This is a genomic window from Virgisporangium aurantiacum (genome assembly GCF_016863635.1).
GTDB lineage: Bacteria > Actinomycetota > Actinomycetes > Mycobacteriales > Micromonosporaceae > Virgisporangium > Virgisporangium aurantiacum.
On the sequence record NZ_BOPG01000021.1, the window covers coordinates 1 to 24,769 of the forward strand.

Consider the following 24,769-nt stretch of genomic DNA (forward strand, 5'->3'; position numbering starts at 1 on the left):
CAGCCACGACCACAGGCCGGACAGTGGGAAGTTCGGACCGTCGGACGGCAGGTCCTGGTCGACGACGACCATCGACAGAACCAGTAGCGCCGCTGTCAAGGCCGCGATGCGTCGAGCGCCTCGAAACCAGTGTTGTAGCGATCCCCGTTGCGCTCGCATATTCGCCGCCTTTCAGCGGTGCATTTCAATGTGTCGATATAATGGACCGCTACATACCGGGCGGGCAATAGAAACTTTCTTTCATCCCGCCCGGTATGTATTCGTCCTGCCCGGTACGTATTTCGCGGCTCGACTTACCGCGGAACCGCCCGTCCTACGGGGCGATCAACTGGAAGATCTGGTCGTCGGTGAGCGCGCCCTGGAATGCACGCGCGTCGTCGACGTCACCACGCCACCAGTCGGTGTTGCCACCGTGCCACTTGCCCCGACCGATCCGCATCGGCCCGTCGGCGTGCCACGCGTTGCTGTGACTGGCGATCGCCACCAGCACACCGTCGACGTAGAGCCGCAACTGCATCGCGGACGCGTCGTAGACGCCGGCGACGTGCGTCCACACGTTCGCCGAGACCGGTTGCGACGACCGCGCAGTCACCAGCGTCTCGAAGCTGGAGTCGCTGTTGGGCAACGTGAAGGCCCAGTGGTTCTCCGCCGCCAGGTACTGCAGATAGAAGCCACTGTTGGTCACGCCGTCCTGGCTGAGAATCGTGGCGTTGGTGGAACCACCGCTGTAGCGCACCCACGCGGCCACCGTGAAGCTCTGGTCGGTACGCACCACCGGCGTGGCGCTCGCCGCCGTGCAGGCGCCGTTGGCCACCAGGGAACCGCCGACCCAGCCTGTGCCCCACGTGCACCCGGACGCGGTCAGCGGGCGACCCGACCCGGACGAGTCCGCGGCGACGGTGCCGCTTCCCTCGTCGAGCTTCCAGTAGCCCGCCGCCGTGGCCGTGGCCGCCGCCAGGTTGGCGATCGCGCTCGTCGGCAGCACGGTCTGGTAGACGCGCACGTCGTCGAGGTCACCGGGCCACCAACCGACCTGGGCGCCCCGGTACAGGCCGCGCCCGATCTGCAGGCCGCCACCGGCGGTCCAGATGCTCGAGTGCAGCGCGGTGCCCTGCAACTGGCCGTCGACGTACAGGCTCAGCTGGCCGCCGGCGGAGTCGTAGACGCCCGCCAGGTGCGTCCACACCTGGTACCGCGGCGCCGCCAGGGACACGGCCTGGCGCAGCACCTCGGTGTCGGTGTCGGTGCTCGCCATCCCGAACACCCACCGGTCAATCGTGTTGTCGTACCGCAGGTAGTACCCGCTCTGCCGGGTGCCGTCCTGGCTCACCGCGGTGAAGGAGCCCGAGCCGTGGTCCAGCTTCACCCACGCCGCCACCGTGAAGCTGGCGTTGGTGCGGATCGGCGCCTGCGCCGTGCCCAGCGAGCCGGTGGTCCCGGCGAAGCGGGCGGCACCGCCGATGCGGCCGGCGGTCCACGACACCGGGCCGGTCGCGGACGCGGTCAGGTTCGATCCGGACGCGTCGGCGGCGGTCGTGCCGGAGGTCTCGTCGAGCTTCCAGTGGCCGAGCGGCATCGTCGCCAACCGCACGTAGAACTGGTAACCGATGATCGGTCCGAGGTTGCCGCCGGCGTCACGGGCCTGCACGTAGAGCGTGTTGAGGCCCTCGACGGTCGGCGTCACGGAGACGGTCGCGGTCGCCGGCGTTCCGGTGCCGGTGACCACAGTGGACGGTGGGAACTCGTTGAGCCCGTAGCGGTAGCTCGTCACGTCGCTGTCACCCGGACCGGGCGTGAACGTGAACGACCCGGGAACACCGACCCCGCCCCGGTACACCGGTTCGGATCCCTGCGGTGTCGACGGGTACTGCGTCGAGGTGACGCGGGGCGTGTCGATCGGCGCGCTCTGGTCGATGGTCAGCTCGCAGAACGACGTGAAGTCGCTCTGGCCCAACGTGTTCTCGCTGCGGACCCGCCAGGAGTACGTGCCACCGTTGACGAACGTGCCCGCCGGAACCGTGGTCGACGCCGCCGACCCGGACACCGTCACCGCCGCCTCGCTGATCTTCGAACCGCCGGTCACCCACCACTCGAACCGGGCCGTGGTGGCGGTCGTGTCGGCGACCGTCGCCCGCAGCGTCGGCGTCAAGGTCTGGATCGACGGGCGGTTGGCACCGGTCACGCACGGCAGGCCCGGGTCGATCGTCGGGTTGGTCGGCACGGCCGGCGCGGTGTTGTAGTCGACGATCAGCGTGGGGTTGTTGGCGAACTTCTTCCACGCGAACGTGTCGGTCTCGCTGGTGGCGCGCAGGCCCAGTGTGAGGTCGTTCGCGTTGGCCGCGGCCGACGTCTGCACCCCCGCGAGAACGTTGAAGTCGACGTTGCCGTCGGGGCAGGAACTGTTGTACCCCTTGGCGACGTTGAGCGTCTGCAGCTTGGTGATCCACGACGGCTGGGCGTTCCACGTCGTGTTGGCGTTGATCGCCCCGGTCCGCCACACCTCGACGTTCCGGGCGCCGCACGACCACGCGTGGTTCTCGTAGGTCCGGAACGTGGCCGCGACGATCTGCTTGCCCTTGACCGTCGAGGTGTCCATCCGGAAGAACGACCGGTTGGTCATCCCGCTGTCGTTCTCGTGCCCGACCCGCGCGATGTCGGTGCTGTTGAAGTACTTGCTGTCCGGATGCGCCTTCCAGACCGAGGTCCAGGCGAGCCTGCTGCCGGTGAACCGGACGCTCGGGTCGAGGTACACCGGGAACTTGGTGCCCGGGTCGGTGAGCATGCCCTGGTCGGGCGTGATGGCCAGCCCGTCGGCCGCGGCGGCGGTGCGCATCGCCGCGTGCCGGCCGGGGTTCGCGGCGGCGGCGAAGCCGCGCGCTCCGACGTCGCCGGTGCTGCTGTCCCACATGAGCGGCGTGCCGGCGTGGAAGACCGTCGTCCCGGACGCGTCGACGTGGGAGATGTTGCCCGCCTTGTCGACCTTCTGCGTCAGGCCGACGGTGCTCGTGGGCAGGCGCAGCGTCGCCAGGTCCTTGTGCTTCGCGGCGGCCGGCGTCTTGACGACCACCACCTCGGAGAAGCCGAGCGAGTCGACGGTGACGACCAGGTCGACGTCGGGCAGCACGTTGCGGTAGGTCGCGGTGTCTCCGACGAGCACCGGTGCCGGCAGGGTGCCGGGCCAGCTCATCGCGAACTCGGTGCCGCGCCACCCGACCCGGGCCAGCGGCGTCGAGCCGCCGCCGGAGAGCACGACCGGGACCGTCGTGGCGACCGGCCGCACGGTGCCGTCACGGTAGACGCGCAGCGTGGCGTCGACCGGCGCCCAACGGTTGCCCTGGCGCACCCGCACCGGCAGGGCGTTCTGGACCATCGTGAACGTGCCGTCGGGATTGGCGAAGACCTCTTCGGTCTCGGTCCGCTTGTCGGCGACCGCCACCCGAGCGCCGGTCTGCCGCGCCAGTGTCCACGCGGACGACTCGGTCGCCCGCTCCGCCGCCGCGCCGACGGTCGGGTCTGTCGTGGGTGCCCTTCCCGGCAGCGACGGCGCCGCGCCGGCGGGCATTGCGAAGGCGACGGCACCGGTGGCCGCGCACAGGAGAAGGGAAAAGATACGACGCACGACGAACCCCCGTGAGCATCGATGACATCCAAGACATGGATGGTCATCAAAGCTAAGGTTGTCGATGCAATTAGACAATGCCCGTTCGGATGATTTACTTCGCGTGGGCTCTTGGCATCAGACCTTCGCGACGGCGTCCTTCACCCCGGAACGGATCGAATCGGACGATCCGGTGTTGACGACGGCGAGCGGCGCTCCGCCGGGGTCACCCCCGACGGCGACGAACCGGACCCCGGGGAACTGCTTGTACCCCTGCACCATCGAGGCGACCGGCACCGGGCCGGCGGCCACGATGACCGAGCACTTCTGGGTGCCGAGCGTGTTGAAGAACGTCACGCCGTTGTCGGCGGTCTGCGGACCGGCGATCGCCAGGTACTGGACCTGGACCCGGTTGGCGAGCGAGGCCTCCTGCATGCCGGCCCAGGCGGGCTTGGCGAGGTCACCCTCCAGGCCGGTCTGGTCGGTGAGGAGGCAGGCGGTCACCTCGCGGTAGTCCCGCTCCCGGGCCGCCGGCGGCGCCGGGTCGTCGGGCCACAACAGCACCGACAGCCCCACGAGCACCACGATGCCGGCGATCACGCCGGCCACGATCTTCTGCTGACGCGTCCACGTGCCCACCCGTGACTCCTCTCCCCGTGGCGGCGAGCATAGCCGCATATCGATGCACGGCGGAATGCCCCGGCCGGGAACCCTTGCCTCTTCGATCGAAGTGACTCTATCCTCGGCTAGGAAAGCGCTTTCCTAGAGGTGACGGGACTGTCAGCGACCGCGCGCACCACCTCCTCCCCCGCGCGCCGCCGTTCCGCACCCCCACGTCGGAGCCCGCCACGGCCTGCCCACCCGGGCCTGCCCCGACGCCCGCCAAGGAACAGAGGGAAGGTCACGCAAGCATGAGGAAACCAGTCGCACTGCGACTCGGCGCGGTGGCGGCCACGACGGCCGTCGTCGCGGCAGCCGGGGTCGCCGTCCTGACATCCGGAGCGTCGGCGGCGACCGGCGGAGTCACCGGCTTCGCCACGCAGAACGGGGGCACCACCGGCGGCGCCGGCGGCCAGACCGTCACCGCCACCAGCGGCACGGCCATCCACCAGGCCCTGTGTGGCCGGGCGAGCAGCAGCACCCCGATCATCATCCAGGTGTCCGGCACGATCAACCACGGCAACACCACGAAGGTGTCGGGCGACAGCTGCAACACCGCGGCCGACAAGATCGAGCTGAAGGAGATCAGCAACGTCACGATCGTCGGTGTCGGCGGCGGCGCGGTCTTCGACCAGTTGGGCATCCACATCCGCGACTCGAGCAACATCATCATCCAGAACGTCACGGTGCGGAACGTCAAGAAGTCGGGCTCCCCGATCTCCAACGGCGGCGACGCCATCGGCATGGAGAGCACGGTCCGCCGGGTGTGGGTCGACCACGTGACGCTCGAAGCGTCCGGCGGCGAGGCCGAGGGCTTCGACGGTCTCTTCGACCTCAAGGACGACGTGCAGTACGTGACGCTGTCCTACGCGATCCTGCGCAACTCGGGCCGCGGCGGCCTGATCGGTTCGAGCGAGAGCGACACCGGGAACAGCTTCATCACGTTCCACCACAACCTGTACAGCAACATCGACTCGCGCACGCCGTTGCTGCGCGGCGGTGTCGCGCACATCTACAACAACCACTACGTCAACCTGCACGAGTCCGGCATCAACAGCCGCGCCGGCGCCCGCGCGAAGGTCGACAACAACTACTTCGAGGACTCCAAGGACGTGCTCGGCACGTTCTACACCGACCAGCGCGGCACCTGGCAGGTCGGCGGAAACGTCTTCGACAACGTCACGTGGTCGAGCCCGGGCACCGACAACTTCCCCGCCGGTCCGAACGTCACGTCGACCACGACGGTCAGCATCCCGTATTCGTACACATTGGACGGTGCCACCTGCGTGCCGAGCGTCGTCGCCGCGACGGCCGGTGCCAACAAGGGCAACCAGGTGTCGAACGGTAGCTGCCAGCCGACGAACCCGACCCCGTCGAACCCGGGCACCTCCGGCCCGACGAACCCGACCCCGTCGAGTTCCCAGCCCTCGCAGCCGCCGAGCGGAACCAACCTCAGCATCGGCGCCGGCTCCGACGGCTCCAGCAAGGCCAGCGGCACCAGCTACGGCGACGTGCGCGACGGCAACATGAGCACCTACTGGTCGCCGGCCGGCACCACCGGCTCGATCTCGATCAAGTGGAGCTCCGCCACCACCGTGTCGCGCGTCAACATCCGCGAGGCATCGGGCGCGACGGGCGTCATCGGATCGTGGCGGCTCGTCAACGCCGACACCGGCGCGGTCCTGAAGACCGGCACCGGTGCGGGCGTGATCACGTTCTCCGCGACGTCCCTGAAGAAGCTCACGTTCGAGATCGTGAGCGCGAACGGCACCCCGCGGATCGCCGAGTACGAGACCTACGCCTCGTAAGCGGTCATCCACCCGCATCCGGCCGGTACGGTGGTCGGATGCGGGTGGTTATCGCGGGTGGACACGGGAAGATCGCACTGCTGCTGGAACGGCTGCTCGCCGATCGCGGTGACGAGGTCGTCGGGCTCGTCCGCAACCCGGCCCACGTCGACGACGTGACGGCGGCCGGCGCGCGGGCGGTGGTCTGCGATCTGGAGGCCGCCTCCGTCGAGGAGGTGGCCGCGCACCTCGCCGGCGCCGACGCGGTGGTGTTCGCCGCCGGTGCCGGGCCGGGCAGCGGGATCCCGCGCAAGGACACCGTCGACCGGGGCGCCGCCGTCCTGCTCGCCGACGCGGCGACGGCGGCCGGTGTCCGCCGGTACGTGCAGATCTCGTCGATCAACGCCGACGCCGCGCCGGCGACAGAGACCGACGACGTGTTCGGCGCCTACCTGCGGGCCAAGAAGGCGGCCGAAGACGACCTGCGCGCCCGCCCGCTCGACTGGACGATCCTGCGCCCCGGCCGGCTGACCGACGACCCGCCCGCCGGCACGGTGCGGCTCGCCCCGAAGGTCGACGGCGGTGCGGTCAGCCGCGCCGACGTGGCGGCGGTTCTGGTGGCGCTGCTCGACACCCCGGCGTCCATCGGCGCGGTGCTGGAACTGGTGGGCGGCGACACCCCGATCGATCAAGCGGTGGCCGCGGCGGTCTGAGCTTCCCGCGCGTCGATGAGTTCCTCCCAGTGGTCCTGCGCCCAGGCGCACATCACGGCCAGCGGGTGGAGCAGGCTGCGGCCGAGCGGCGTCAGGTCGTACTCGACGCGGCCGGTGTGCGCGGTGCGCGACACCAGGCCGTCGCGTTCGAGGCCGCGCAACGACTTCGTGAGCGCCTTCGCGGTGACGCCGCGGATCGGGACCCGGAGCTCGGAGAACCGCCGCGGCCCGTGCTCCAGGCAGCGGATCACCATGCCCGCCCACTTGTCGCCGATCCGCATCGGCATGAGCTCCGACGGGCACAGCGGGTCGAACATGTCGGGATCCAGCGGCGCGCGCATGCGTCAACGATAATCGGTATCCGATCGGATACCGACCTCCCGGATACCGTCCGGTCATGGGAAAGATCGTAATTTTCGGTGCGGGTGGTCGGGCCGGGCGGGCGGCGGTCGCCGAGGCACGCCGGCGTGGCCACGTGGTCACGGCCGTCGTGCGGGACCCGGCCCGGCATGACCTTTCGGGTGACGCGTCTTTCGGTGACGCGGTGAGCACGGTGGCCGGCGATGTGACCGATGTGGACAGTGTCGCCCGGGTGGCCCACGGGCACGACGCGGCGATCAGCGCGGTGTACGACCCCGCCGCGAGTCCCGACGCGTTCTTCACCGGCGCGGCCCGTGCCCTGCTCGACGGCCTGCCCCGGGCGGGGGTCGACCGGTTGCTGGTGGTCGGCCTCGCGTCGGTGCTGGCCGACGCCGACGGCGTGCCGCTGATGGACACGCCCGGCTACCCGCAGGAGTACCGCCCGTTCTGCCTCGCCCACGCCGCCGGCGCGGAGGTGCTGCGCGCGTCGGCCGGCGGGCCCGACTGGCTGATCGTCAGCCCGGCCGGCGACTTCGACCACAGCGGCCCGCGCGGCGGACGGTACCGGATCGCTCCGGCCACTGTGGACAGTCGCATCTCGTACGCCGATCTCGCGGTGGCCCTGCTCGACGAGATCGAGACGCCGAAGCACCACCGCACCCACATCGGCGTCGAGGGGGTGACGCCGTAAGGTTGACGGGTGACGATGGGCGGCTATCGGCTCGGCGTTGACTTCGGCACCTCGAACACGGTCGCGGTACTGCGGTGGCCCGACGGGCACGTGCGTCCGTTGCTGTTCGACGGGTCGCCGCTGCTGCCGTCCGCCGTGTACGCGGAGTCCGCTGGCGTGCTCCTGGTGGGCCGCGACGCCGTGCACACCGCCCGGGTGGCGCCGGGGAACTTCGAACCGCACCCGAAGCGCCGCGTAGACGACGGAACCGTGCTGCTCGGGTCGGCCGAGTTCGCGGTCGTGGACCTGTTCGCCGCGGTGTTCGCCCGGGTGTCGGCGGAGGTCGAGCGGGTCGCGCCGGAGCGACCGTCCACTGTGGTCGTCACCCATCCGGCGGCCTGGGGACCGCACCGGCGCGACCTGCTCGCCGCGGCGGCGGCCGGCCTGGGGCCGGTTCTGCTCGTGCCGGAACCCGTGGCGGCCGCCGCCTACCTCGTGCGGGTCGCCGGCCTGCGGGTGCCGGTCGGCGGGCACGCGGTCGTGTACGACCTCGGCGCCGGCACGTTCGACGCGACGCTGGTCCGCCGGACCGCCGGCGGGTTCGACGTCCTCGCGACGCGCGGCCTCGACGACACCGGCGGCCTCGACATCGACGCGGCGCTGGTGTCGGCGCTCGGGGCGACGTTCGGAACCCGCGATCCGGAGCGGTGGCAACGGCTGATGGCGCCCACCACTCCGGCCGACCGCCGGGCGTCCGCCCAACTGTGGACGGACGTGCGCACCGCGAAGGAGACGCTGTCCCGTCGCGGCGGAACGCTGGTGCACGTGCCGCTCGTCGACGCCGACGCGCCCGTCGGCCGCGAGCAACTGGACGCCGTCGCCCGGCCGGTGGTCGACCGGACGGTCGAGGCCACCCGCTCGGTCATCCGCCGGGCGGGGCTCGAACCGTCCGGCGTCGCGGGCGTGTTCCTGGTGGGCGGCGCGAGCCGGATGCCGTTGGTGGCGACGCGGTTGCACGCGACGCTGGGGCTGGCCGCGTTCGTCACCGAGCAGCCGGAGATGGTGGTCGCCGAGGGCAGCCTGTACGCCGACCCGCCACCGCAGGCGGTTCCGGCACAGGCGGTTCCGGCACAGGCGGCCCCGGCTTTCATCCCGCCCGTCAGCCTCGTGAAGCCAGTCCCCGACGGGCTTCCCGCGAAGGCGCGCGGCGCGGGGTGGCGGCGGCCCGCCCTGGCCGCGGCGGTGGCGGTGCTGGCCGTCGTCGTCACGGTCGTCGCCGTGGTCCTGCTGCAGGACGGCGACCGCGATCCGGGCGGCACCCCGACGCCGGCGGCCGCCCGGTTCACGCTCGGCTACGTCCAGACCGGTACCGAGAGCGTGTGGCGGGTCGCGCAGACCCGGTCGATCCAGGAGGCGGCCGGCGCCGCGAACGTCGACCTGGTCTTCGCCGACGGCCAGGGACGGCAACAGATTCAGGCGGACGCGATCCGGTCGCTGATCGAGCGCAAGGTCGACGTCATCGCGTTCTCGCCCGTGGTGACCCTGGGCTGGGACACGGTGCTCGGCGAGGCGAAGGCCGCCGGCATCCCCGTCGTCCTCGTCGACCGCGCGGTCGAGACCGGCGACGCCTCGCTGTACCGGTCGGTGCTCGGGTCGGACTACGCGGCCGAGGGCCGCAAGGCCGGCGAGTGGGTGGTCTGGACGGCCGGGAGCGGTCCGGTGAACATCGCCGAACTGCGGGGCACCACCGGAAGTTCCGTCGCCGACGACCGGAGCCGCGGCTTCACGGCCGCCATCGCCGGCGACTCACGGCTGCGCGTCGTCGTCGCGGAGCCCGGTGACTTCACCCGCTCCGGCGGCGAGGAACGGATGCGGGTGATGCTCGCCCGGTTCCCGATCGACGTCGTGTTCGCCCACAACGACGACATGGCCATCGGCGCGCTCCGGGCCATCGAGGCCGCCGGCCACACGCCGGGAACCGACATCCGCATCGTCTCCGTCGACGGCGTCCGCGACGCGATGACCGAACTCGTCGCCGGGCGGCTGAACTACATCGTCGAGTGCAGCCCGCTCCTCGGACCGCAACTGATGGCCCTCGCGCGCAAGGTGCACGGGGGCGAGACGGTTCCCGCGCGCGTCGCCACCGAGGAGACCACGTTCGACCAGAACCAGGCCCGAGCGGCGCTGCCCGGCCGCCGTTACTGATCTACGGTGGACGGTGATGCGGATGCTCACCTACAGCCGGACCACCGGTTTCCGGCACGAGTCCATTCCCGCCGGGGTCGCGGCGCTCCGGGACCTGGGGCGGCGGCACGACTTCGAGGTGGTCGCCACCGAGGACCCGGCCGCGTTCAGCGCCGCCGAACTGGCCGGCTTCACCGTGATCACGTTCCTCAGCACCAGCGGCCCGGTCCTCGACGACGGTGGCCGCGCCGCGCTGGAACGCTTCGTCCGCGACGGCGGCGGGTTCGTGGGCATCCACGGCGCCGCCACCACCGAGTACGACTGGCCGTTCTTCGGCGACCTCGTCGGCGCGCGGTTCGACGGGCACCCCGAGGTGCAGCCGGCCCGCATCGTCATCAGCCGGCACGACCACCCGGCCACGGCCCACCTGCCGCCGGTGTGGGAGCGCACCGACGAGTGGTACGAATTCCGCACCAACCCGCGCGACGCCGTCACGGTGCTGTTGACGGTGGACGAGTCGTCGTACGCGGGCGGTGGCATGGGCGACGACCACCCGCTCGCGTGGCACCACGGGAACTGCGGCGGCCGGTCGTTCTACACCGCGCTCGGCCACACCGAGGAGTCGTACGCCGAGCCCGCGATGCTCGCGCACCTCCTCGGCGGAATCCGCTACGCCGCCACGGGCTGACGGGTCCGCCGGACCCGCCGGACCGGCTGGTGGACGGCGTCCATACCTAGAACTAGTATGCATAGCAGTTCTAGGTATGGAGCGTCCGCATGCGTATAACCAAGGACCTGGTCGCCGCCTCGGCGACCCCACTTGTGCTGGGCATTCTGGCCGACGGCGAGAGCTACGGCTACGCGATCCTCAAACAGGTCGACGAGCTGTCCGGCGGCGAGCTGGAGTGGACCGACGGCCTGCTGTACCCGTTGCTGCACCGGCTGGAGCGGCTCGGCCACGTCGAGGCGGCCTGGCGGGTGCCGCCCGGCGGCCGAAGGCGCAAGTACTACAGCATCACCGACCGGGGCCGCGCCGAGCTGGCCGAGCAGCGCCGCCAGTGGGCCACGGTCGTCGAGGCGCTGCGCGGCGTGTGGAACGTCATGCCGCCACCCGCGTGGGAGGCCTGATGGAAGACAGTGTGACCACCGACCTGGAGAGCCAGATCGGGGAGTGGCGCGCCTACATCCGCCGCCGGCAGGAGCTGAACGGCGGCGGCGACGCCGACGAGCTCGAAGACCACCTCCGCGACCGGATCACCGAGCTCACCGGCGCCGGCCTGCGCGACGACGAGGCGTTCCTCATCGCGGTGAAGCGGATGGGCAGCCTCGACGAGCTGTCGCGGGAGTTCGCCCGCGAGCACTCCGAGCGGCTGTGGAAGCAACTGGTGCTGCCCGCCGGTCCCGACGCGCCGGCCGCGGCCGGGTCCCGCTACGACCTCGCGGTGATGATCCTCTGCGCCGCCGTGGCCGCGCTGGCGTTCAAGGTCCCGGCCGCGTTCGGCCTTGATCTGGACGACGACGCGATCTTCTACGTGCACAACTTCGGCTTCTTCGCGTTGGTCCCGCTGACGGCCTACTTCGCGTGGCGACGCCGCATCGGCCTGCGCGTCGCCGGGGTGCTCGCGCTGCTGTTCACCGTCGCCGCGGTCGTCGTGAACGCGTACCCGGCCGACGAGGACTCGCAGACCACGGTCATCACGGCGATCCACCTGCCGCTGGCACTGTGGTTCGTGGTCGGCTTCGCCTACGCCGGCGGCGACTGGCGGTCGGACCGCTGGCGGATGGACTTCATCCGGTTCAGCGGCGAGTTCCTCATCTACTTCGCGCTGCTCGCGCTGGGCGGCGGCGTGCTCACCGGCGTCACCGCGGGCGTGTTGAACGCGACCGGCCTCGACCCCGAGGTGTTCATCTCGGAGTGGCTGCTGCCGTGCGGCGCGCTGGCCGCGGTCACCGTGTCGGCGTGGCTGGTGGAGGCGAAGCAGAGCGTCATCGAGAACATGGCGCCGGTGCTCACGCGCGTCTTCACGCCGGTCTTCGCCGTCGCGCTGCTGGCCTTCCTGGTCGCGATCGTGTGGACCGCGAACGGCATCGAGGTCGAACGCGACGTGCTCATCATCTTCAACCTGCTGCTCGTCGTCGTGCTGGGACTGTTGCTGTACACCATCTCCGCCCGCGATCCCGCCACCCGGCCCGGCCTGTTCGACCGGGTGCAACTCGTGCTCGTCGTCACCGCGCTCGTCATCGACGCGATCGTGCTGGCAGCGATCACCGGCCGGATCACCGAGTGGGGCCTCACCGCGAACAAGGCCGCGGCCCTCGGCGAGAACCTCGTGCTGCTCGCCAACCTGGCGTGGTCGGCGTGGCTGTTCCTCGGTTTCGTCCGGGGTCGGGTGCCGTTCGCGCAGATGGAACGGTGGCAGACCGGCTACGTCGTCGTGTACGCGGCGTGGGTGTGGGCCGTCGTCCTCGTCTTCCCGCCCGCCTTCGACTTCGCGTAGAACGTTCGCTCGGAACGTTCGCTCGGAACCTTCGCAGCGAATCTTCACACCGTCACCACCACTCGGGCACGCCGCCGGCCTAGCGTCGGCGGCGTGCCGTTGACGCTGCCGACCCACCCGATGGCCGTCCTCCCGCTGAAGGTGTGGCGCCCCCGCTGGTTCGACGGTGTGGCGCTGGTGGTCGGCGCCGTGGCACCCGACGTGCCGTACGCGATCGACGGCTACCCGCTCCACGTGCGGGCGCACGCGTGGACCGCCCCGCTGTGGTGGGCGGTGCCGCTCGCGCTGGTCTGCGTCCCGCTGATCCGGTGGGCGTCGGCCACCGTCGCCGCGAACCTGCCCGCGGCCGGTCCCCTGCACCTGCGCGACTACGGTGCCCTGGCGGCCGCCCGGCACTCCCGCTGGATCACGGCCGGCTCGGCGATTGTGGGCGCCTACAGCCACATCCTGTGGGACTCCGTCACGCACGACACGATCAACCACCGGCCGATACCGTTGCGGGGCCTCACCACCGAGGCGGTGCCGGGATGGCTGTGGTACGAGGTGGTATCGAAGGTGTCCAATGTGGTCGGTCTGCTCGGCGCGCTCGCGCTGATCGTCCACATCGGACGGACGCGCGCGCTGCGCCGCTGGCACGGCGAGCCGCCGGAGGTCACCCGCCGTCCGACACTCTTCTGGGCAACGGTGGTGACGGTGACCGCGGCCGGAATGGCGACGCTGCCGTTCCAGCCGTACCCGGAACACCTCCCGTCCCAGGCGGTCCGCTGCATGGTGTCCGGATGCGTCGCGCTGGTCGCCGGCTCGCTGGTCGTGACGCTCATGCCGAGCGGCCAGCGGGTACGCCGCACATAGCCGGCGCCCGATAGATGCCATCTCACTATCGGCGCGAGTATCTCCGCCGCCCCTTCGAAACCGGACGGCGCGACGTTATCCTCCGATCGTCTGATCAGGCGCGACCCTTTACGCGGCACAGCCAACGGGAGGTCCACATGATCAAGGTAAGCGAGGAATCGATGCTCGTGGGGGCGACTCTCGCGTCCGCCTCCATCTCCTGATCACTCCAGCGGAGCAACGGCGGATTGCGGTGCGCGCCCGGCCGCAATCCGCCTTGTCTCGCAGCGGCAGGAAGCGAGCGACAGCTTGTCCGGCAAGCCGAAGTTGCGCGACAGCGTCATTGTTCAACACGACGGTCCGGAGGTGGTGTTCCTTCTGACCGGCAGCCGCGTCGTGAAACGCTTCGTCGTCAATGATCACGTGCTGAAAATGATTCCGTTGCTCGACGGCAGTCGGACCGTCGAGCAACTGTGCGATCTGGTCGGTCCCGGGTCACGGGAGGCAGCGGACGAGGTCACGGGGGCGCTCGACGTCATGCGTCGGGAGCGGTTGTTGAGCGTCGTCGACGGTCCGGCCGACGCCGTCCCGCCCGACGATGCGGACCTCGAGCGCCACGACCGCCAGATCAGGCTGTTCCAGGACCTCTGCGACGAGGGCCTGTCCGCCGACAGCCGAGGGATCGAGCTGCAGCGCAGGCTGCGACGGGCGACCGCCGTCGTATGTGGGCTGGGCGGCGTCGGTAGCTGGCTGGTTCAGGGTCTGGCCGCCGCCGGCGTCGGCACCCTCCGCGTCTGCGATTTCGACCGGGTCGAGCGGTCGAATCTGGGTCGGCAGATCCTGTACTCCACGAGCGACATCGGGCGGCTCAAGACGGAGGCCGCCGCCGAGCGCGTCGCGGTGATCGATCCACAGGTGCGGGTCGAGCCCGTCACGCGGAGGATCACGTCGCCGGGTGACCTGAGCGATCTGATCGCGGGCGCAGACGTGGTCGTCGGATGCGGCGATCAACCCAGCCCGTACGTGCTGGCGGGGTGGATCGCCGCGGCCTGCATGTCGTCGACCGCGCGGCCTGCTCCGGTTCCGCACATCGTCGGCGGCTCCTACGCCTACCACGTGGGCATCCTCGGCACCACGGTGATTCCCGGAACCACCGCGTGCTGGCAGTGCGTGCGGGCGGAGACCGCGAATGACCACGGCCGGGAAGGACTCGAAACCATCGTCGCCCGACGAGCGGTCGGCGCGGCCTCCGCTCCGATGAGTGGCCTGGTCGGCCTCGCGCTCACCTGGGAAGCGATGCGTGTGCTCGCCGGCCTGCCGCCGGCCCTGGCGAACAGCTGGAGCGAACTCGACTTCTGGAACCTCCGGGTCGACACGCGGGCGATCCCCCGGCGGCCCGACTGCCCCGTGTGCGGCGGCTGAGGTGGGATCGTGCGGGTCCTGATCATGAGTGAGGGCACGCGTGGAGACGTGCAACCGTGCCTGGCTCTCGCCGTCGCTCTCGCGCGCGCGGGCCACGAGGCCGTGGTGGCGACGTGCACCGCGAACCTGGAGTTCGCCGGCGACTACGACGTCTCCGTCGTCCAGCTCGACGACACCGGGTCGGTGGCCGAACTCGAGCTGGGCGAGCTCTCCCGGCGAACGTCCGGCGGGCTCGCGGGACTCGTGTCCCAGGCCCGCTGGGCCCGGGCCTACCGGCATCACCTTCGTCGCATCCTGAACCGGGCGTGGGACGTCGCGAAGTGCGGCGCCGACCTCGTCGTGCACCCGCCGGAGGTGGTCGGTGCGGCGCACGTCGCGGAGAAGTTGAAGGTTCCGGCCGTCTTCGTGCCGCCGATCCCGTGGGTGCCGACGCGCGAGCTGAGTTTTCCGTTCGTGTCGCCGACCCGGCGGATCCCCGGGGTGTTGAACCCCGCGACCTACCGGCTGCAACGGGCGCTGGTGTTCGCCTACGACCGGCCCATCGACGACTGGCGCGAGTCGACGCTCGGGCTACGCCGCCGACGCGGTCGGTTCAACCCCCTGAGGTCCTGGCACGGCGGCCCGACACCGGTCATGAACACCTACAGCCGGCATGTCGTACCGCCTCCGGGCGACACGCCCGCCCATGTTCGCACCACGGGCTACCTGTTCCTGCCGCCGCCGCCCGCGTGGGAACCGCCACCGGAGTTGACCGACTTCCTCGACCGGGCCGGCACGACGGTGTACATCGGATTCGGAAGCATGATCGGGCTGGACCCCGCGGCGACGTGGCGCACGATCAGGGCGGCGCTCGCCCTGACCGGACTGCGCGCCGTCGTGTGCTCCGGCTGGGGCGGGCTCGCCGCCGCGGACGTACCGGCCACCGTCGCGGTGGTGAACGACGTCCCGCACGAGTGGCTGCTGCCGCGATTGGCGGCCACCGTCCACCACGGCGGTGCCGGCACCACCGGTGCGGCGTTCGCGGCGGGACGCCCGCAGGTGATCTGCCCGTACTTCCGCGACCAGCCGTTCTGGGCCCATCGCGCGTGGACGTTGGGGGTCGCCCCGCGCCCGATTCCGCAACGCGACCTCAATGCCTCGACGCTCGCCGCCGCGCTCACGGCCGCGGTGAGCGACGCGGACATGGCGGAACGGGCCGATCGGGTGGGCCGCCTCGTACGGGCGGAGAACGGCACGGCGACGGCGGTCTCCCTCCTGGAGGCGGTCCACGCCGGGTTCGCGGCGCACCGGCACCCGGCCCGATGATCACCCAGCCCACGGCGCGGCTGTTCCGTTCCGGCACGAAGACCCTCGCCTACGTCGCGTTCTTCAGCATCGCCCTACCGGACACGTTGCTGGGTGTGGCCTGGCCGCAGGTGCACGTCAGCCTCGGCGTCTCCGTCGCGGCGCTCGGCGTCCTCGCGCCGGTGGGCGTCCTCGCCACCCTCCTGTCGAGCGCGTCGGCCGGATACCTGCTGCGGCTCATCGGCATCGGTGCGCTGCTCACGGTCAGCACGGGGGTGAGCGCCGCGGCCGTCCTGGTCCTCGGCACGGCTCAGCACTTCCTGGCGGTCGTCATCGCGATCGCGATGCTCGGGATCGGCTTCGGGGCGATCGACACGGCGCTCAACGCGTTCGCCGCGCGGAACTTCAACGCCCGCGCCATCAACTGGATGCACGCCGCCTACGGGCTCGGCGGCGTCGTCGGCCCGCTGCTGGTGACGAGCGTCCCCGGCCTCGGTTGGCGGTCCGCCTACGTCGTCGTCGGCTTCACGCTGGCCGCTCTCGCCGTGGCCTTCGCGGTGACCTCGCCACGGTGGGCCGGAGCGGAACCCGCCGCCACGAGGGGCGGGGCGGGACCCCGGCCGCGGATCGGTGCGGGCGGCGCACTGGCACGCAGCATCGCCGTCTTCGTTCTCGAGGGCGGGATGGAGGCGGCCACGGGGTTGTGGGGCTTCGTCTACCTCACCAGCGGGCGCGGCGTCCCCACCGGGGTCGCCGGCGCCGCGGTCGCCGGCTACTGGATGTGCTCCTACCTCGGCCGGCTGGCCGTCGGCCTCTTCGCCGACCGGGTCGGTCCGCGCCGGGTGCTCGCGTGGTGCTTCGCGGCTCTCGTTCCCGCGTGCCTGGTGTTCGCGCTCCCCGGCCCCGGCGCGGTGACCGTCGCCGCGCTCATCCTCATCGGCCTCGCCCTCGCACCGGTCTTTCCGCTCCTCACCCTGACCACCGTGGACCGGTTCCCGGCCCGGTACGTCGAACGCATGGTGGGCATCCAGGTCGCCGCGAAGACGGCCGGGGTGGCGGTGGTGCCGGCCGGGGTCGCGCTGTTCGTGGGACGGTTCGGGCCGGCGGTCGTCGGCGTGTGCCTGCTCGCCGTGACCGCGTCCTGTTCCCTGATGTACTGGTGGCTCACGCGGGTGCCGCCGCCGGTTCCGGAACCGGCTCCTTCGCCGGCCGCTGCTCCGCCGCGCGGAGCATCGAGTGACCCGTAGCGAGCACCCCGATCGCCGCGAGGAACGTCGCCCCGCCGATCCAGAACGGCACCGACAGGCTCGTCGACTCGGCGATCTTCCCCGCGGCGTACGGCGCCAGCCCGCCACCGATGAAGCGCACGAACCCGTACGCCGACGACGCGACCGGCCGGTCCAACGGCGAAACAAGCATCACGGCCTGCGTCGTCAGCGTGTTGTTCGTCCCGATGAAGGCGCCGCTCACGATCACCGCGGCCATCACCGCCGCCGGAGTGTGCACGAACGCGGCGATCACCGCCATGCAGCCCGCCAACCCCACGAGGTTGACGTACAGCACCGGCGCCGTACCGAACCGCGCCTGGAGGAACGGCGCGACGAACACGCTGAACGCCGCCACGAGCAGTCCCCAGCCGGTGAAGACCAGGCCCAGCTCGTGCGCGCCGATCTCCATCGGGTACGGGGCGTAGCCCAGCATCGTGAAGAAGCCCCAGTTGTAGAGCAGCGCCATCAGTCCCATGATGAGCAACCCGCGGTGCCGCAGGGCCGCCAACGGCGCGCTCAACGACGTCCGCTTGCTTGGCAGCGCCGTGGGCGGAACCAGCGCGACCGTCGCGACCAGCGCGACCGACATCAGCGCCGCGACCCCGAAGAACGGACCACGCCAGCTGATGCTGCCCAGCTCGCCACCGAGCAGCGGGCCGACCGCGATGCCCAGCCCGAGCGCGGCCTCGTACAGGATGATCGCGCCGGCGAACCCGCCGCTCGCCGACGCCACGATCGTCGACAGGCTGGTCGCGATGAACAACGCGTTCCCGAGCCCCCAGCCGGCGCGGAAGCCGACGATGCCGCCGATCGAGTCGCTGAGGCCGGCCAGCCCGGCGAAGACCACGATCAGCACCAGCCCGATCACCAGCGTGCGCTTGGCGCCGAGGCGGCTGGACACCCAGCCGACCACGAGCATCGCCACCGCCGTGACGATCAGGTAGCTGGTGAACAGCAGCGACACCTGGCTCGGCGTGGCGTGCAGGCTCTCGGCCAGCGCGGGCAGGATCGGGTCGACCAGCCCGATGCCCATGAAACGAGATGACGCAGGCGAACGCGACGGCCCACACGGCCTTCGGTTGCCGGAAGAGGGTCCTCACGCGGTCACCAATCGGGCGAGTGCGGGCAGGGCCGCGGTGATCGCGGCCCGATCGGCCGGGTCCAGGCCGTCGAACATCGCGCGCAGGGAGTCGGTGCGCTCGGTCCGCCGGCGGCGCATCAGGTCGGCACCGGTATCGGTGACGGTGACCACGACGCCGCGGCGGTCGTCCGGACTCGCGGCGCGGGCGACCCAGCCCTCGCGCTCCATCCGCGAGACGAGCTGGGTCATGCCCGGTTGCGAGGCGGCCTCGGCGTTGGCGAGCTCGGTGATCCGCATCGGACCCTCCCGGATCAGCCGGCTCAGCGTCGACGACGCGGTGTGGCTGAGGCCGCCGGCCGTGCTGAGCCGGCGTAGCAGCCGGATCGCGTGCTCCAGGACGTCGACCAGGTCGGTCACGGTCGACGGTTGCATAACGTCCTTATGCATAAGGATATTATGTAACGGGGAGCAGCGGGCCGGCAATGAGTCCCGGGTCACCGGGTGAGCGTTCGAAACCTACGGGACCGTAACTTACACTGGGTCCAACCTCGACCGTCCGATCAGCCGGAGGACGCGTGACTTCCCGATCACCATCCGATCTCGCCCTCCTCACCGAGCTGGAACCCATCGTCGAGAGCAACCTGAACCGTCACCTCAGCACGGCCAAGGAGTGGTTCCCGCACGAGTACGTGCCGTGGAGCGAGGGCCGCACGTTCGACGGCATTCTCGGTGGCGAGGCGTGGGACCCGAGCCAGTCGAAGCTCAGCGACGTGGCCCGCACGTCACTGATCGTGAACCTGCTCACCGAGGACAACCTGCCCAGCTACCACCACGAGATCGCGGTGCGCTTCGGCCGCGACGGCGCCTGGGGCACCTGGGTGCACCGGTGGACGGCGGAGGAGGGCCGGCACGGCATCGCGATCCGCGACTACCTGCTGGCGACCCGCGCGGTCGACCCGGTGGCGCTGGAGCGCGCCCGCATGCAGCACATGGAGGGCGGGTTCACCAGCGATTACGAGAGCGTGCTCGGCGGCATCGCCTACGTCAGTTTCCAGGAGCTGGCGACCCGCGTCGCGCACCGCAACACCGGACGCATCAGCGATGACCCGATCTGCGACCAGTTGCTCGCCCGAGTGGCCGCCGACGAGAACCTGCACATGCTCTTCTACCGCAACCTGCTCGGCGGCGCGTTCGACTTCGCGCCCGACCAGGCGATGCAGGCCGTGCTCGATGTGATCACCTCGTTCCAGATGCCCGGCCACACGATCGACGGCTTCCAACGCAAGTCGGTGCAGATCGCCATGGCCGGCATCTACGACCTCCGCATCCACCACGACGAGGTGGTCATGCCGATCGTCCGGCAGCTGCGCGTCTTCGAGCGCACCGGTCTGTCGGGCGAGGGCGAGCGGGCGCGCGAGGAACTGGCGGCGTTCCTCGAGGGCCTCGACCAGGCGGCGTCGAAGTTCGTCGAGCGCCGCGAGAAGACCAACGCCCGCAAGGCCGCCCGGGCCTGAGCGACGCCGGGCGGTCGCCCGGCGTCGCTCGACGCACGTTGCTCAGCCGGGGCGGACGTGGACGATGTCGAAGCTCCCCGTCGTCCCCCACGTGCGCACGCCCGGCCGGCCGGCGACGAACCGGGTGTCCGTCGCCGAGCCGAGCGTCTGCCAGGTGCCGGCCGGGGTCATCAGCGCCATCGTCAGCCGGTCGCCCTGCACCGCGAACCGCAGGTTCAGGTACGCACCGGTCGGCCACGCCAGCGGACCGTTGGCGAGGTTGGTCCACACGCCGCCGTCGTTCCTCGAGATGACCCACTGCCGGCCGCTCTTCAGCTCGGCCTGGTAGTAGTGGGTGGCGTCCTGGGCGCGGGCGAGCAGCGCGATGCCGCCGTCGGCCGGCAGGGCGTCGGCCCGCACCGAGGCGTCCACCGTGTACGCCCGCCAGCCCGCACTGCCGGCGAGTGCCACGGCGCTGGCCGTCGCGGTCGAGCACAGTTCCCACGAGGCCGGGCGGCACACGCTCCAGGCGCCCGTCTGCGGCTGCCACCCTTGCGGTTGCTGGTCTTCGAAGTCGCTGCTCAGCCAGCTGGGCTGGGCGGTGTGCCGGAGTGTCCACAGTGTACCGTCGGCCACCTGCACGGCGTTGGCGCTGTTCGCCGTCGACCCGCCGCTGATTCCCAGGTACAGCCCGCTGTTCCGGTTGCGCAGCTTCATCTGACCCCCGCCGGTGTCCACGATGGACCATTGCTGGTCGCGTGTGCCGGCGTCGTGGTACTGCTGCACCTGCGCGCCCGCCGCGGTGGAGGCACCCGCCACCGCGAGCAGCAGCCCGCTGTTGATGTTGACGATCTTGTACCAGCCGCCGCCGGCGTCGACCAGGGTCCAGCGGTGGTCGAGGGTGCCGGTGTCGTCGTACTGCTGCACGTTGGCGCCGTCGGCCTGCGACGCGTTCTGCACCGCGAGCACCTTGTTGTTGCTGTTGAACAGCGTGAAGAGAGGCGTCGACCAGACCTCGAACTCCTGTAGCCCCCACCCGACGCCGCCGCCACGGTTCGGCGCCACCACGCGGAGTTGCGCGGTGTCGAGCGGCGGGAACGTGATCTCCGTGGCGGTCGGGCTGATGCTCGTACGGAGTTGATTCGGAACGACGGCCCACTGTGTGCCGGTCCAGTACTGAAGATCGAAGGACGACGGGACGCGCACCCCGCCGCCGTCGTCGTAGAAGTACAGCCGCACGTCCCGCACGGTCACCGGACGCTGGAAGTCCAGCCCGTAGTGGTCGGTCGCGTTCGGGCTGTTCCAACTCGTCCAGCGGGTGTTGTTCGGGATCGGCGTGCGCCACACCTGGCCGTCGACGGCGCGGTACACGTCGTCGTGCGGCGACGTGTACGACGCGAACGGCCTGGTGCGGTAACCCAGCCGCTGGCCGTTGGCGGCGATGTTCACCACGCCGCCGCCGCTCGACTGCGTGATCGCCGGTCCGACGTTCAGGCTCACCTCGGCCAGGTTCGGCTGCGTCGCCCGGAGCGTGCCGTCGACGTAGACCTTCAGCCCGGCGCCGAGACCGTACCGGCCGCCGGTGCGGTCCCAGAACACGCTCACGTTGTGCCCGTGGTACGGCGTGTTCTCCAGCGCGAACCAGTCCCATGTGGACGGTGCGAGCGGCCGCACCCGCAGCGTGTCGTCGGGTTGGCCGCGCAGGCCGATCAGGCCCGAGATGACGTTGTCGACGTACGTCGAGTGGTTGTAGTCCTCGCTGTGGTTGACGCCGTCGTAGAGCCAGCGGTTCTCGTCGGGGTGGTGCGCCTCGGCGACGTACGGCACGCCGTTGCGGTACTGGGTGGCGGCGTAGGTGCGCAGCAGGTCCACGTAGTCGGCGGCCGAGAAGTACGGCTGCGCCGGATAGTTGTTCAGCAGGTTGGCGGCCGCCGTGAGCGTCTGCGCCGTGGCGAACGGCCACGACGGGCCGTTCCACCGGCAGCACCCGCCCGCCTCGTGCATGAACCACGGGCTGCGCCGCTCGGCCGTCGTCGGCCCGTAGGCGGCCTTGAAGCCCTGCGGATCCTTGAGCTGGCTCCAGGCGGCCGCCGGCGCGTTCGACGCCGGCAGGTTGACCGTCCACGGCAGGTAGCCCATGATCTCGCGGCTGCCCGTGCGGGCCAGCGAGTCGCGGTGCAGCCCGTAGTAGAACTGGCGTTGCGCGTCCCAGAGCCGGTTCTGCACGTTGGTGCGCAACGCCTCGGCGCGGGCGGTGTAGGTGTTCGCCGTGGCGGTGTCGCCGGTCAACGCGGCGATGTTGGCGATCGCGTGCGCGTCGCCGTACTGGTAGGAGTTGAGCGTCGGGCGGTAGCCGTCGCCGCCGTGGTACGGATCGCTTGTCTCGTACGACGACGCCGTGAACTCCGACGCGTCCCACACGGGCACCTGCCAGTACAGGCCGAGCGACGGGTTGAAGTGGTCGGCCCAGCCGTCGTACTGGCGCGTCAGGTTCTCCTTGTGCGACGCGGTGAACGCCCGGTCGCCGGCCGCGAGGTACTGCTGCCACACGGCCTCGGCGGCCCAGAAGCTGTACTGGTGCGCCCAGTCGCCGGTGTCGGGGTTCAGGAACTCGGTGCGGGGCTTGGGAAACTGGCCCGGCCCGTTGAGCCAGTAACCGATGACGTCCTTGACGTACTGCTGGTCGCGCAGCCAGCGTCCCTCGGTGATCTGGTGGCCGGCGGCGGCCGAGATGCCGCCGTACGGCGCACCGTACGCGGCCGGCGACAGGAACTCGTTCGACAGCCAGCCGTACTCCGGACCGGTGTAGACGAGGTGCTCCTTGTACGCCATCCAGCGGTAGTAGTAGACGTCCTGGATCTGCTTGTCGGGCACCTCGATGAACGGGATGTTCGCCTGGAACCAGGCCGGATCCTCGATGCTCCCGAGCAACGCGATCTTGTTGAGGACGTTGGTTCCGTTACCTTGTACCGGATAGCGGCTCGGCGGCACGGATGCGTGTGCCGGCACGACGAGCAGCCCTGCCGTCACGAGCAGGGCTGCCGCCGTCGCCGCCAGCCTCAGCCGCGGCGCCACTTCTGATTCGCTCCTCCGACGCACGTCCACATGTGCAGGACGGCGTCGTTGTTGGGGTTCCACTCGGCGATGTCGACGCACTTGTTCGCCTGTGGATTCACCAGGTCGCCGTTCGCGTTCAACACGAACTGCTGGGCCGGGGTACCGTTGCAGCCGTAGATCTGGACCGCCGCGCCGTCGGCGGTCGAGCCACCGGCGACGTCCATGCACTTGTTGTTCTCGGTGCGCAGCGTGCCGTTGACCCACTGCCACCGCTGGTTCGTGCCGCCGGTGCAGTTCCACACGATCAGGCGCTGGCCGTCGTTGAAGTTCCAGTTCGGGACGTCGATGCACTTGTTGTGCCAGTTGCTGACGATCGAGCTGGTGGTGGGCTGGGGCTGGCCGCCGCCACCGGTGAACGGCGAGATGACGACCGACGCCGAACGCGGATCGCCGTGGTGCACAAGGCTTTCGAAGCCGCCGACGTCGTCGTAGGCGAAGCCGTACGCCTTACCGTCGGCCATGTTCGCGTGGATGATCCGCGAGTAGTGGTTCGGCGCGCTGTTGCGGTAGAACTGGGCCGCGTCGAGCACGGGCTCCTGCGTGGAGGTGCCGAGCGTCCCGCGGTTGAGCGCCGCGCACAGCGTCCGCTTGATTTCCGGTTCGATGAACGGGGGGACGTTCGGAGCGTTGAAGACGCCGTCGCAGCCCCACACGTTGGCGGTGGTCGGCTTCTGCACCGTGGTCACCTGCGCGCCGGTCGAGTCGGTGAACACCATCGTGTTGCCGTTGGTGCGGCCGAAGAAGCGCCGGTTCGGCTCGTTCACCCGCGGCACCACCGTGAGCGTGCGACCGGCGTAGGAGTTCCACGCACTCGTGATGTACGCGTCGAGATAGTTGGCGTTCATCAGGCCGGCGTCCATCGCCTTTCCGGGGGCGAGCACGCGCAGCACGGTCCCATCGGATCTTGTGTAGACGGACCGCGCGAACTCCGGCGTTCCGCGTAACGCGTTGATGACGTTGTCGCGCCCGTTGGCGACCGGATCGCCGGTGCGGATCGTCTGCCCGTCGGAACCCGTGACGCTCACCGCGTGCGGGATCGCGAACATGTCAACCTGGGAGCTGTTCAGCCACAGGCCCGAGTCGTTGTACGTGAACTCCGACCAGTCGAACAGGATGTCGCGGTTCGGGTCGCCGCCGGCCCACGGCGCGGGCTGCACCAGGCCGTCGGGCGTCAGGCGGAAGTCGAGCTTGCGGCCGAGCGAGAAGTACATGCGCGCGGAGATGAACCGCGGAAAGCGCACGGTGACACTGCCGCCGTTGCCCGGTCCCGCGATCGCGACGTCGGGTGCGGGGGTCGGCGGCAGCCCGCCGGCCGGCCAGTTGACGAACTGCCCGGCACCGTTGACGTAGCCGAGGCGTCCGCCGGGGCGGATATCCTGGCCGAGGATGTAGAGGTAGACGGCCTCCGACCGGCCCGAATTGTTGGTGACGGTCACGGGCAGTAGATCGGGGCCGATGGCGCTGGCCACCTGTTGGCTGGCGGTGACCGCCGCACCTGCCGCCACGACGAGCGCGGCGACGGCGGCGAGCCGACTTCTGATACCCACGGAAACTCCTGGCGGCCGGGCGGCGGGGGTGCCGCGGCATGAGACGTGGATCGGCGGCCGGCTCACCGGGCGGGGCTTACCGGCCGCACGCGCCCAACCACCACCAGCCACGTCTGTGCTGGTAACGGCCCGGAGAGCGCTCTCACAGCTTGATGGTGGTCTATGCCACCTGTCAACCCCCGCCGTTGGCTCACGGGGCCCGGCGCTGCGGGGCCGCGCGGTCCCGCCGCCCCGGCCGCAGGTGGTGCGCGTGCGC

Annotated in this window: 19 protein-coding genes; 12 read left to right on the forward strand and 7 right to left on the reverse strand. The window is 70.7% G+C overall.

Annotated elements, in window-relative coordinates; genetic code table 11:
- Nucleotides 1–313: 313 nt before the first annotated feature.
- Both Vau01_RS15645 and Vau01_RS15650 read right to left on the reverse strand, forming a co-directional pair.
- Nucleotides 314–3,619: a LamG-like jellyroll fold domain-containing protein gene (locus Vau01_RS15645; protein ID WP_203992735.1), complete on the reverse strand. Its 3,306-nt coding sequence runs from the start codon at nucleotides 3,617–3,619 to the stop codon at nucleotides 314–316.
- A gap of 117 nt (nucleotides 3,620–3,736) precedes the next feature.
- A complete protein-coding gene (locus Vau01_RS15650) occupies nucleotides 3,737–4,237 on the reverse strand; it encodes a hypothetical protein (RefSeq protein ID WP_203992738.1) in 501 nt (166 codons plus the stop codon).
- Nucleotides 4,238–4,509: 272 nt separating this feature from the next.
- Here Vau01_RS15650 and Vau01_RS15655 point away from each other — a divergent pair, with 272 nt between their 5' ends.
- Together Vau01_RS15655 and Vau01_RS15660 are read left to right on the forward strand one after the other, a co-directional pair.
- Complete coding sequence (locus Vau01_RS15655) at nucleotides 4,510–6,066, forward strand: pectate lyase family protein (RefSeq protein ID WP_203992740.1); 1,557 nt, start codon at nucleotides 4,510–4,512, stop codon at nucleotides 6,064–6,066.
- Nucleotides 6,067–6,104: 38 nt separating this feature from the next.
- Nucleotides 6,105–6,758, forward strand: coding sequence for an SDR family oxidoreductase (locus tag Vau01_RS15660; protein WP_203992743.1), 654 nt, complete (start codon nucleotides 6,105–6,107; stop codon nucleotides 6,756–6,758).
- On the opposite strand, the gene Vau01_RS15665 is transcribed toward Vau01_RS15660, so the two are convergent.
- Entirely contained in the window at nucleotides 6,734–7,099 is a 366-nt protein-coding gene (locus Vau01_RS15665; protein WP_239151612.1) for a winged helix-turn-helix transcriptional regulator, read from the reverse strand. The two genes, Vau01_RS15660 and Vau01_RS15665, sit on opposite strands and share 25 nt — an antisense overlap.
- 56 nt (nucleotides 7,100–7,155) lie before the next feature.
- Between Vau01_RS15665 and Vau01_RS15670 the strand changes: the two genes are divergently transcribed.
- The 9 genes from Vau01_RS15670 to Vau01_RS15710 all read left to right on the forward strand — a co-directional run bounded on the left by Vau01_RS15670 (nucleotide 7,156) and on the right by Vau01_RS15710 (nucleotide 17,254).
- Nucleotides 7,156–7,809: an NAD(P)-dependent oxidoreductase gene (locus Vau01_RS15670; RefSeq protein ID WP_203992746.1), complete on the forward strand. Its 654-nt coding sequence runs from the start codon at nucleotides 7,156–7,158 to the stop codon at nucleotides 7,807–7,809.
- A gap of 15 nt (nucleotides 7,810–7,824) precedes the next feature.
- Nucleotides 7,825–9,993, forward strand: coding sequence for a substrate-binding domain-containing protein (locus Vau01_RS63380; RefSeq protein ID WP_239151623.1), 2,169 nt, complete (start codon nucleotides 7,825–7,827; stop codon nucleotides 9,991–9,993).
- 22 nt (nucleotides 9,994–10,015) lie between these two features.
- A complete protein-coding gene (locus Vau01_RS15680; protein WP_203992749.1) occupies nucleotides 10,016–10,660 on the forward strand; it encodes a ThuA domain-containing protein in 645 nt (214 codons plus the stop codon).
- 89 nt (nucleotides 10,661–10,749) lie between these two features.
- Nucleotides 10,750–11,100, forward strand: a complete 351-nt coding sequence (locus Vau01_RS15685; protein WP_203992752.1) for a PadR family transcriptional regulator — start codon at nucleotides 10,750–10,752, stop codon at nucleotides 11,098–11,100.
- Nucleotides 11,100–12,470 carry a permease prefix domain 1-containing protein gene (locus Vau01_RS15690; RefSeq protein ID WP_203992754.1) on the forward strand — a complete coding sequence of 457 codons (1,371 nt, stop codon included), beginning with the start codon at nucleotides 11,100–11,102 and terminating at the stop codon, nucleotides 12,468–12,470. Before Vau01_RS15685 ends, Vau01_RS15690 begins: the two co-directional genes overlap by 1 nt.
- Before the next feature lie 93 nt (nucleotides 12,471–12,563).
- Nucleotides 12,564–13,322 (forward strand): DUF4184 family protein, encoded by a 759-nt coding sequence (locus Vau01_RS15695; protein ID WP_203992756.1) that lies wholly within the window; start codon nucleotides 12,564–12,566, stop codon nucleotides 13,320–13,322.
- Between the two features lie 345 nt (nucleotides 13,323–13,667).
- Complete coding sequence (locus Vau01_RS15700) at nucleotides 13,668–14,723, forward strand: HesA/MoeB/ThiF family protein (RefSeq protein ID WP_203992758.1); 1,056 nt, start codon at nucleotides 13,668–13,670, stop codon at nucleotides 14,721–14,723.
- Between the two features lie 9 nt (nucleotides 14,724–14,732).
- A complete protein-coding gene (locus tag Vau01_RS15705; RefSeq protein WP_203992760.1) occupies nucleotides 14,733–16,028 on the forward strand; it encodes a glycosyltransferase in 1,296 nt (431 codons plus the stop codon).
- Complete coding sequence (locus Vau01_RS15710; protein ID WP_203992761.1) at nucleotides 16,025–17,254, forward strand: MFS transporter; 1,230 nt, start codon at nucleotides 16,025–16,027, stop codon at nucleotides 17,252–17,254. Before Vau01_RS15705 ends, Vau01_RS15710 begins: the two co-directional genes overlap by 4 nt.
- Here Vau01_RS15710 and Vau01_RS15715 read toward each other — a convergent pair.
- Together Vau01_RS15715 and Vau01_RS15720 are read right to left on the reverse strand one after the other, a co-directional pair.
- Nucleotides 17,172–18,308, reverse strand: coding sequence for an MFS transporter (locus Vau01_RS15715; RefSeq protein ID WP_203992762.1), 1,137 nt, complete (start codon nucleotides 18,306–18,308; stop codon nucleotides 17,172–17,174). The genes Vau01_RS15710 and Vau01_RS15715 overlap by 83 nt on opposite strands.
- Before the next feature lie 63 nt (nucleotides 18,309–18,371).
- A complete protein-coding gene (locus Vau01_RS15720) occupies nucleotides 18,372–18,803 on the reverse strand; it encodes a MarR family winged helix-turn-helix transcriptional regulator (protein WP_239151613.1) in 432 nt (143 codons plus the stop codon).
- A 128-nt stretch (nucleotides 18,804–18,931) separates the two neighbouring features.
- Here Vau01_RS15720 and Vau01_RS15725 point away from each other — a divergent pair, with 128 nt between their 5' ends.
- Nucleotides 18,932–19,870 (forward strand): acyl-ACP desaturase, encoded by a 939-nt coding sequence (locus Vau01_RS15725; protein ID WP_203992764.1) that lies wholly within the window; start codon nucleotides 18,932–18,934, stop codon nucleotides 19,868–19,870.
- A 42-nt stretch (nucleotides 19,871–19,912) separates the two neighbouring features.
- On the opposite strand, the gene Vau01_RS15730 is transcribed toward Vau01_RS15725, so the two are convergent.
- Both Vau01_RS15730 and Vau01_RS15735 read right to left on the reverse strand, forming a co-directional pair.
- Nucleotides 19,913–22,924, reverse strand: coding sequence for an MGH1-like glycoside hydrolase domain-containing protein (locus Vau01_RS15730; RefSeq protein WP_203992766.1), 3,012 nt, complete (start codon nucleotides 22,922–22,924; stop codon nucleotides 19,913–19,915).
- Entirely contained in the window at nucleotides 22,909–24,513 is a 1,605-nt protein-coding gene (locus Vau01_RS15735; protein ID WP_203992769.1) for a beta-1,3-glucanase family protein, read from the reverse strand. The genes Vau01_RS15730 and Vau01_RS15735 overlap by 16 nt, the downstream gene beginning before the upstream one ends.
- Nucleotides 24,514–24,769 lie beyond the last annotated feature (256 nt).

Bases quoted from the DNA above. Each gene is read 5' to 3' on its own strand.
- Vau01_RS63380 (WP_239151623.1), top strand. From the start codon at position 7,825: ATGGGCGGCTATCGGCTCGGCGTTGACTTCGGCACCTCGAACACGGTC.
- Vau01_RS15655 (WP_203992740.1), top strand. From the start codon at position 4,510: ATGAGGAAACCAGTCGCACTGCGACTCGGCGCGGTGGCGGCCACGACG.
- Vau01_RS15670 (WP_203992746.1), top strand. From the start codon at position 7,156: ATGGGAAAGATCGTAATTTTCGGTGCGGGTGGTCGGGCCGGGCGGGCG.
- Vau01_RS15685 (WP_203992752.1), top strand. From the start codon at position 10,750: ATGCGTATAACCAAGGACCTGGTCGCCGCCTCGGCGACCCCACTTGTG.
- Vau01_RS15660 (WP_203992743.1), top strand. From the start codon at position 6,105: ATGCGGGTGGTTATCGCGGGTGGACACGGGAAGATCGCACTGCTGCTG.
- Vau01_RS15680 (WP_203992749.1), top strand. From the start codon at position 10,016: ATGCTCACCTACAGCCGGACCACCGGTTTCCGGCACGAGTCCATTCCC.
- Vau01_RS15665 (WP_239151612.1), bottom strand. From the start codon at position 7,099: ATGCGCGCGCCGCTGGATCCCGACATGTTCGACCCGCTGTGCCCGTCG.
- Vau01_RS15715 (WP_203992762.1), bottom strand. From the start codon at position 18,308: ATGGGCATCGGGCTGGTCGACCCGATCCTGCCCGCGCTGGCCGAGAGC.
- Vau01_RS15690 (WP_203992754.1), top strand. From the start codon at position 11,100: ATGGAAGACAGTGTGACCACCGACCTGGAGAGCCAGATCGGGGAGTGG.
- Vau01_RS15720 (WP_239151613.1), bottom strand. From the start codon at position 18,803: ATGCATAAGGACGTTATGCAACCGTCGACCGTGACCGACCTGGTCGAC.
- Vau01_RS15710 (WP_203992761.1), top strand. From the start codon at position 16,025: ATGATCACCCAGCCCACGGCGCGGCTGTTCCGTTCCGGCACGAAGACC.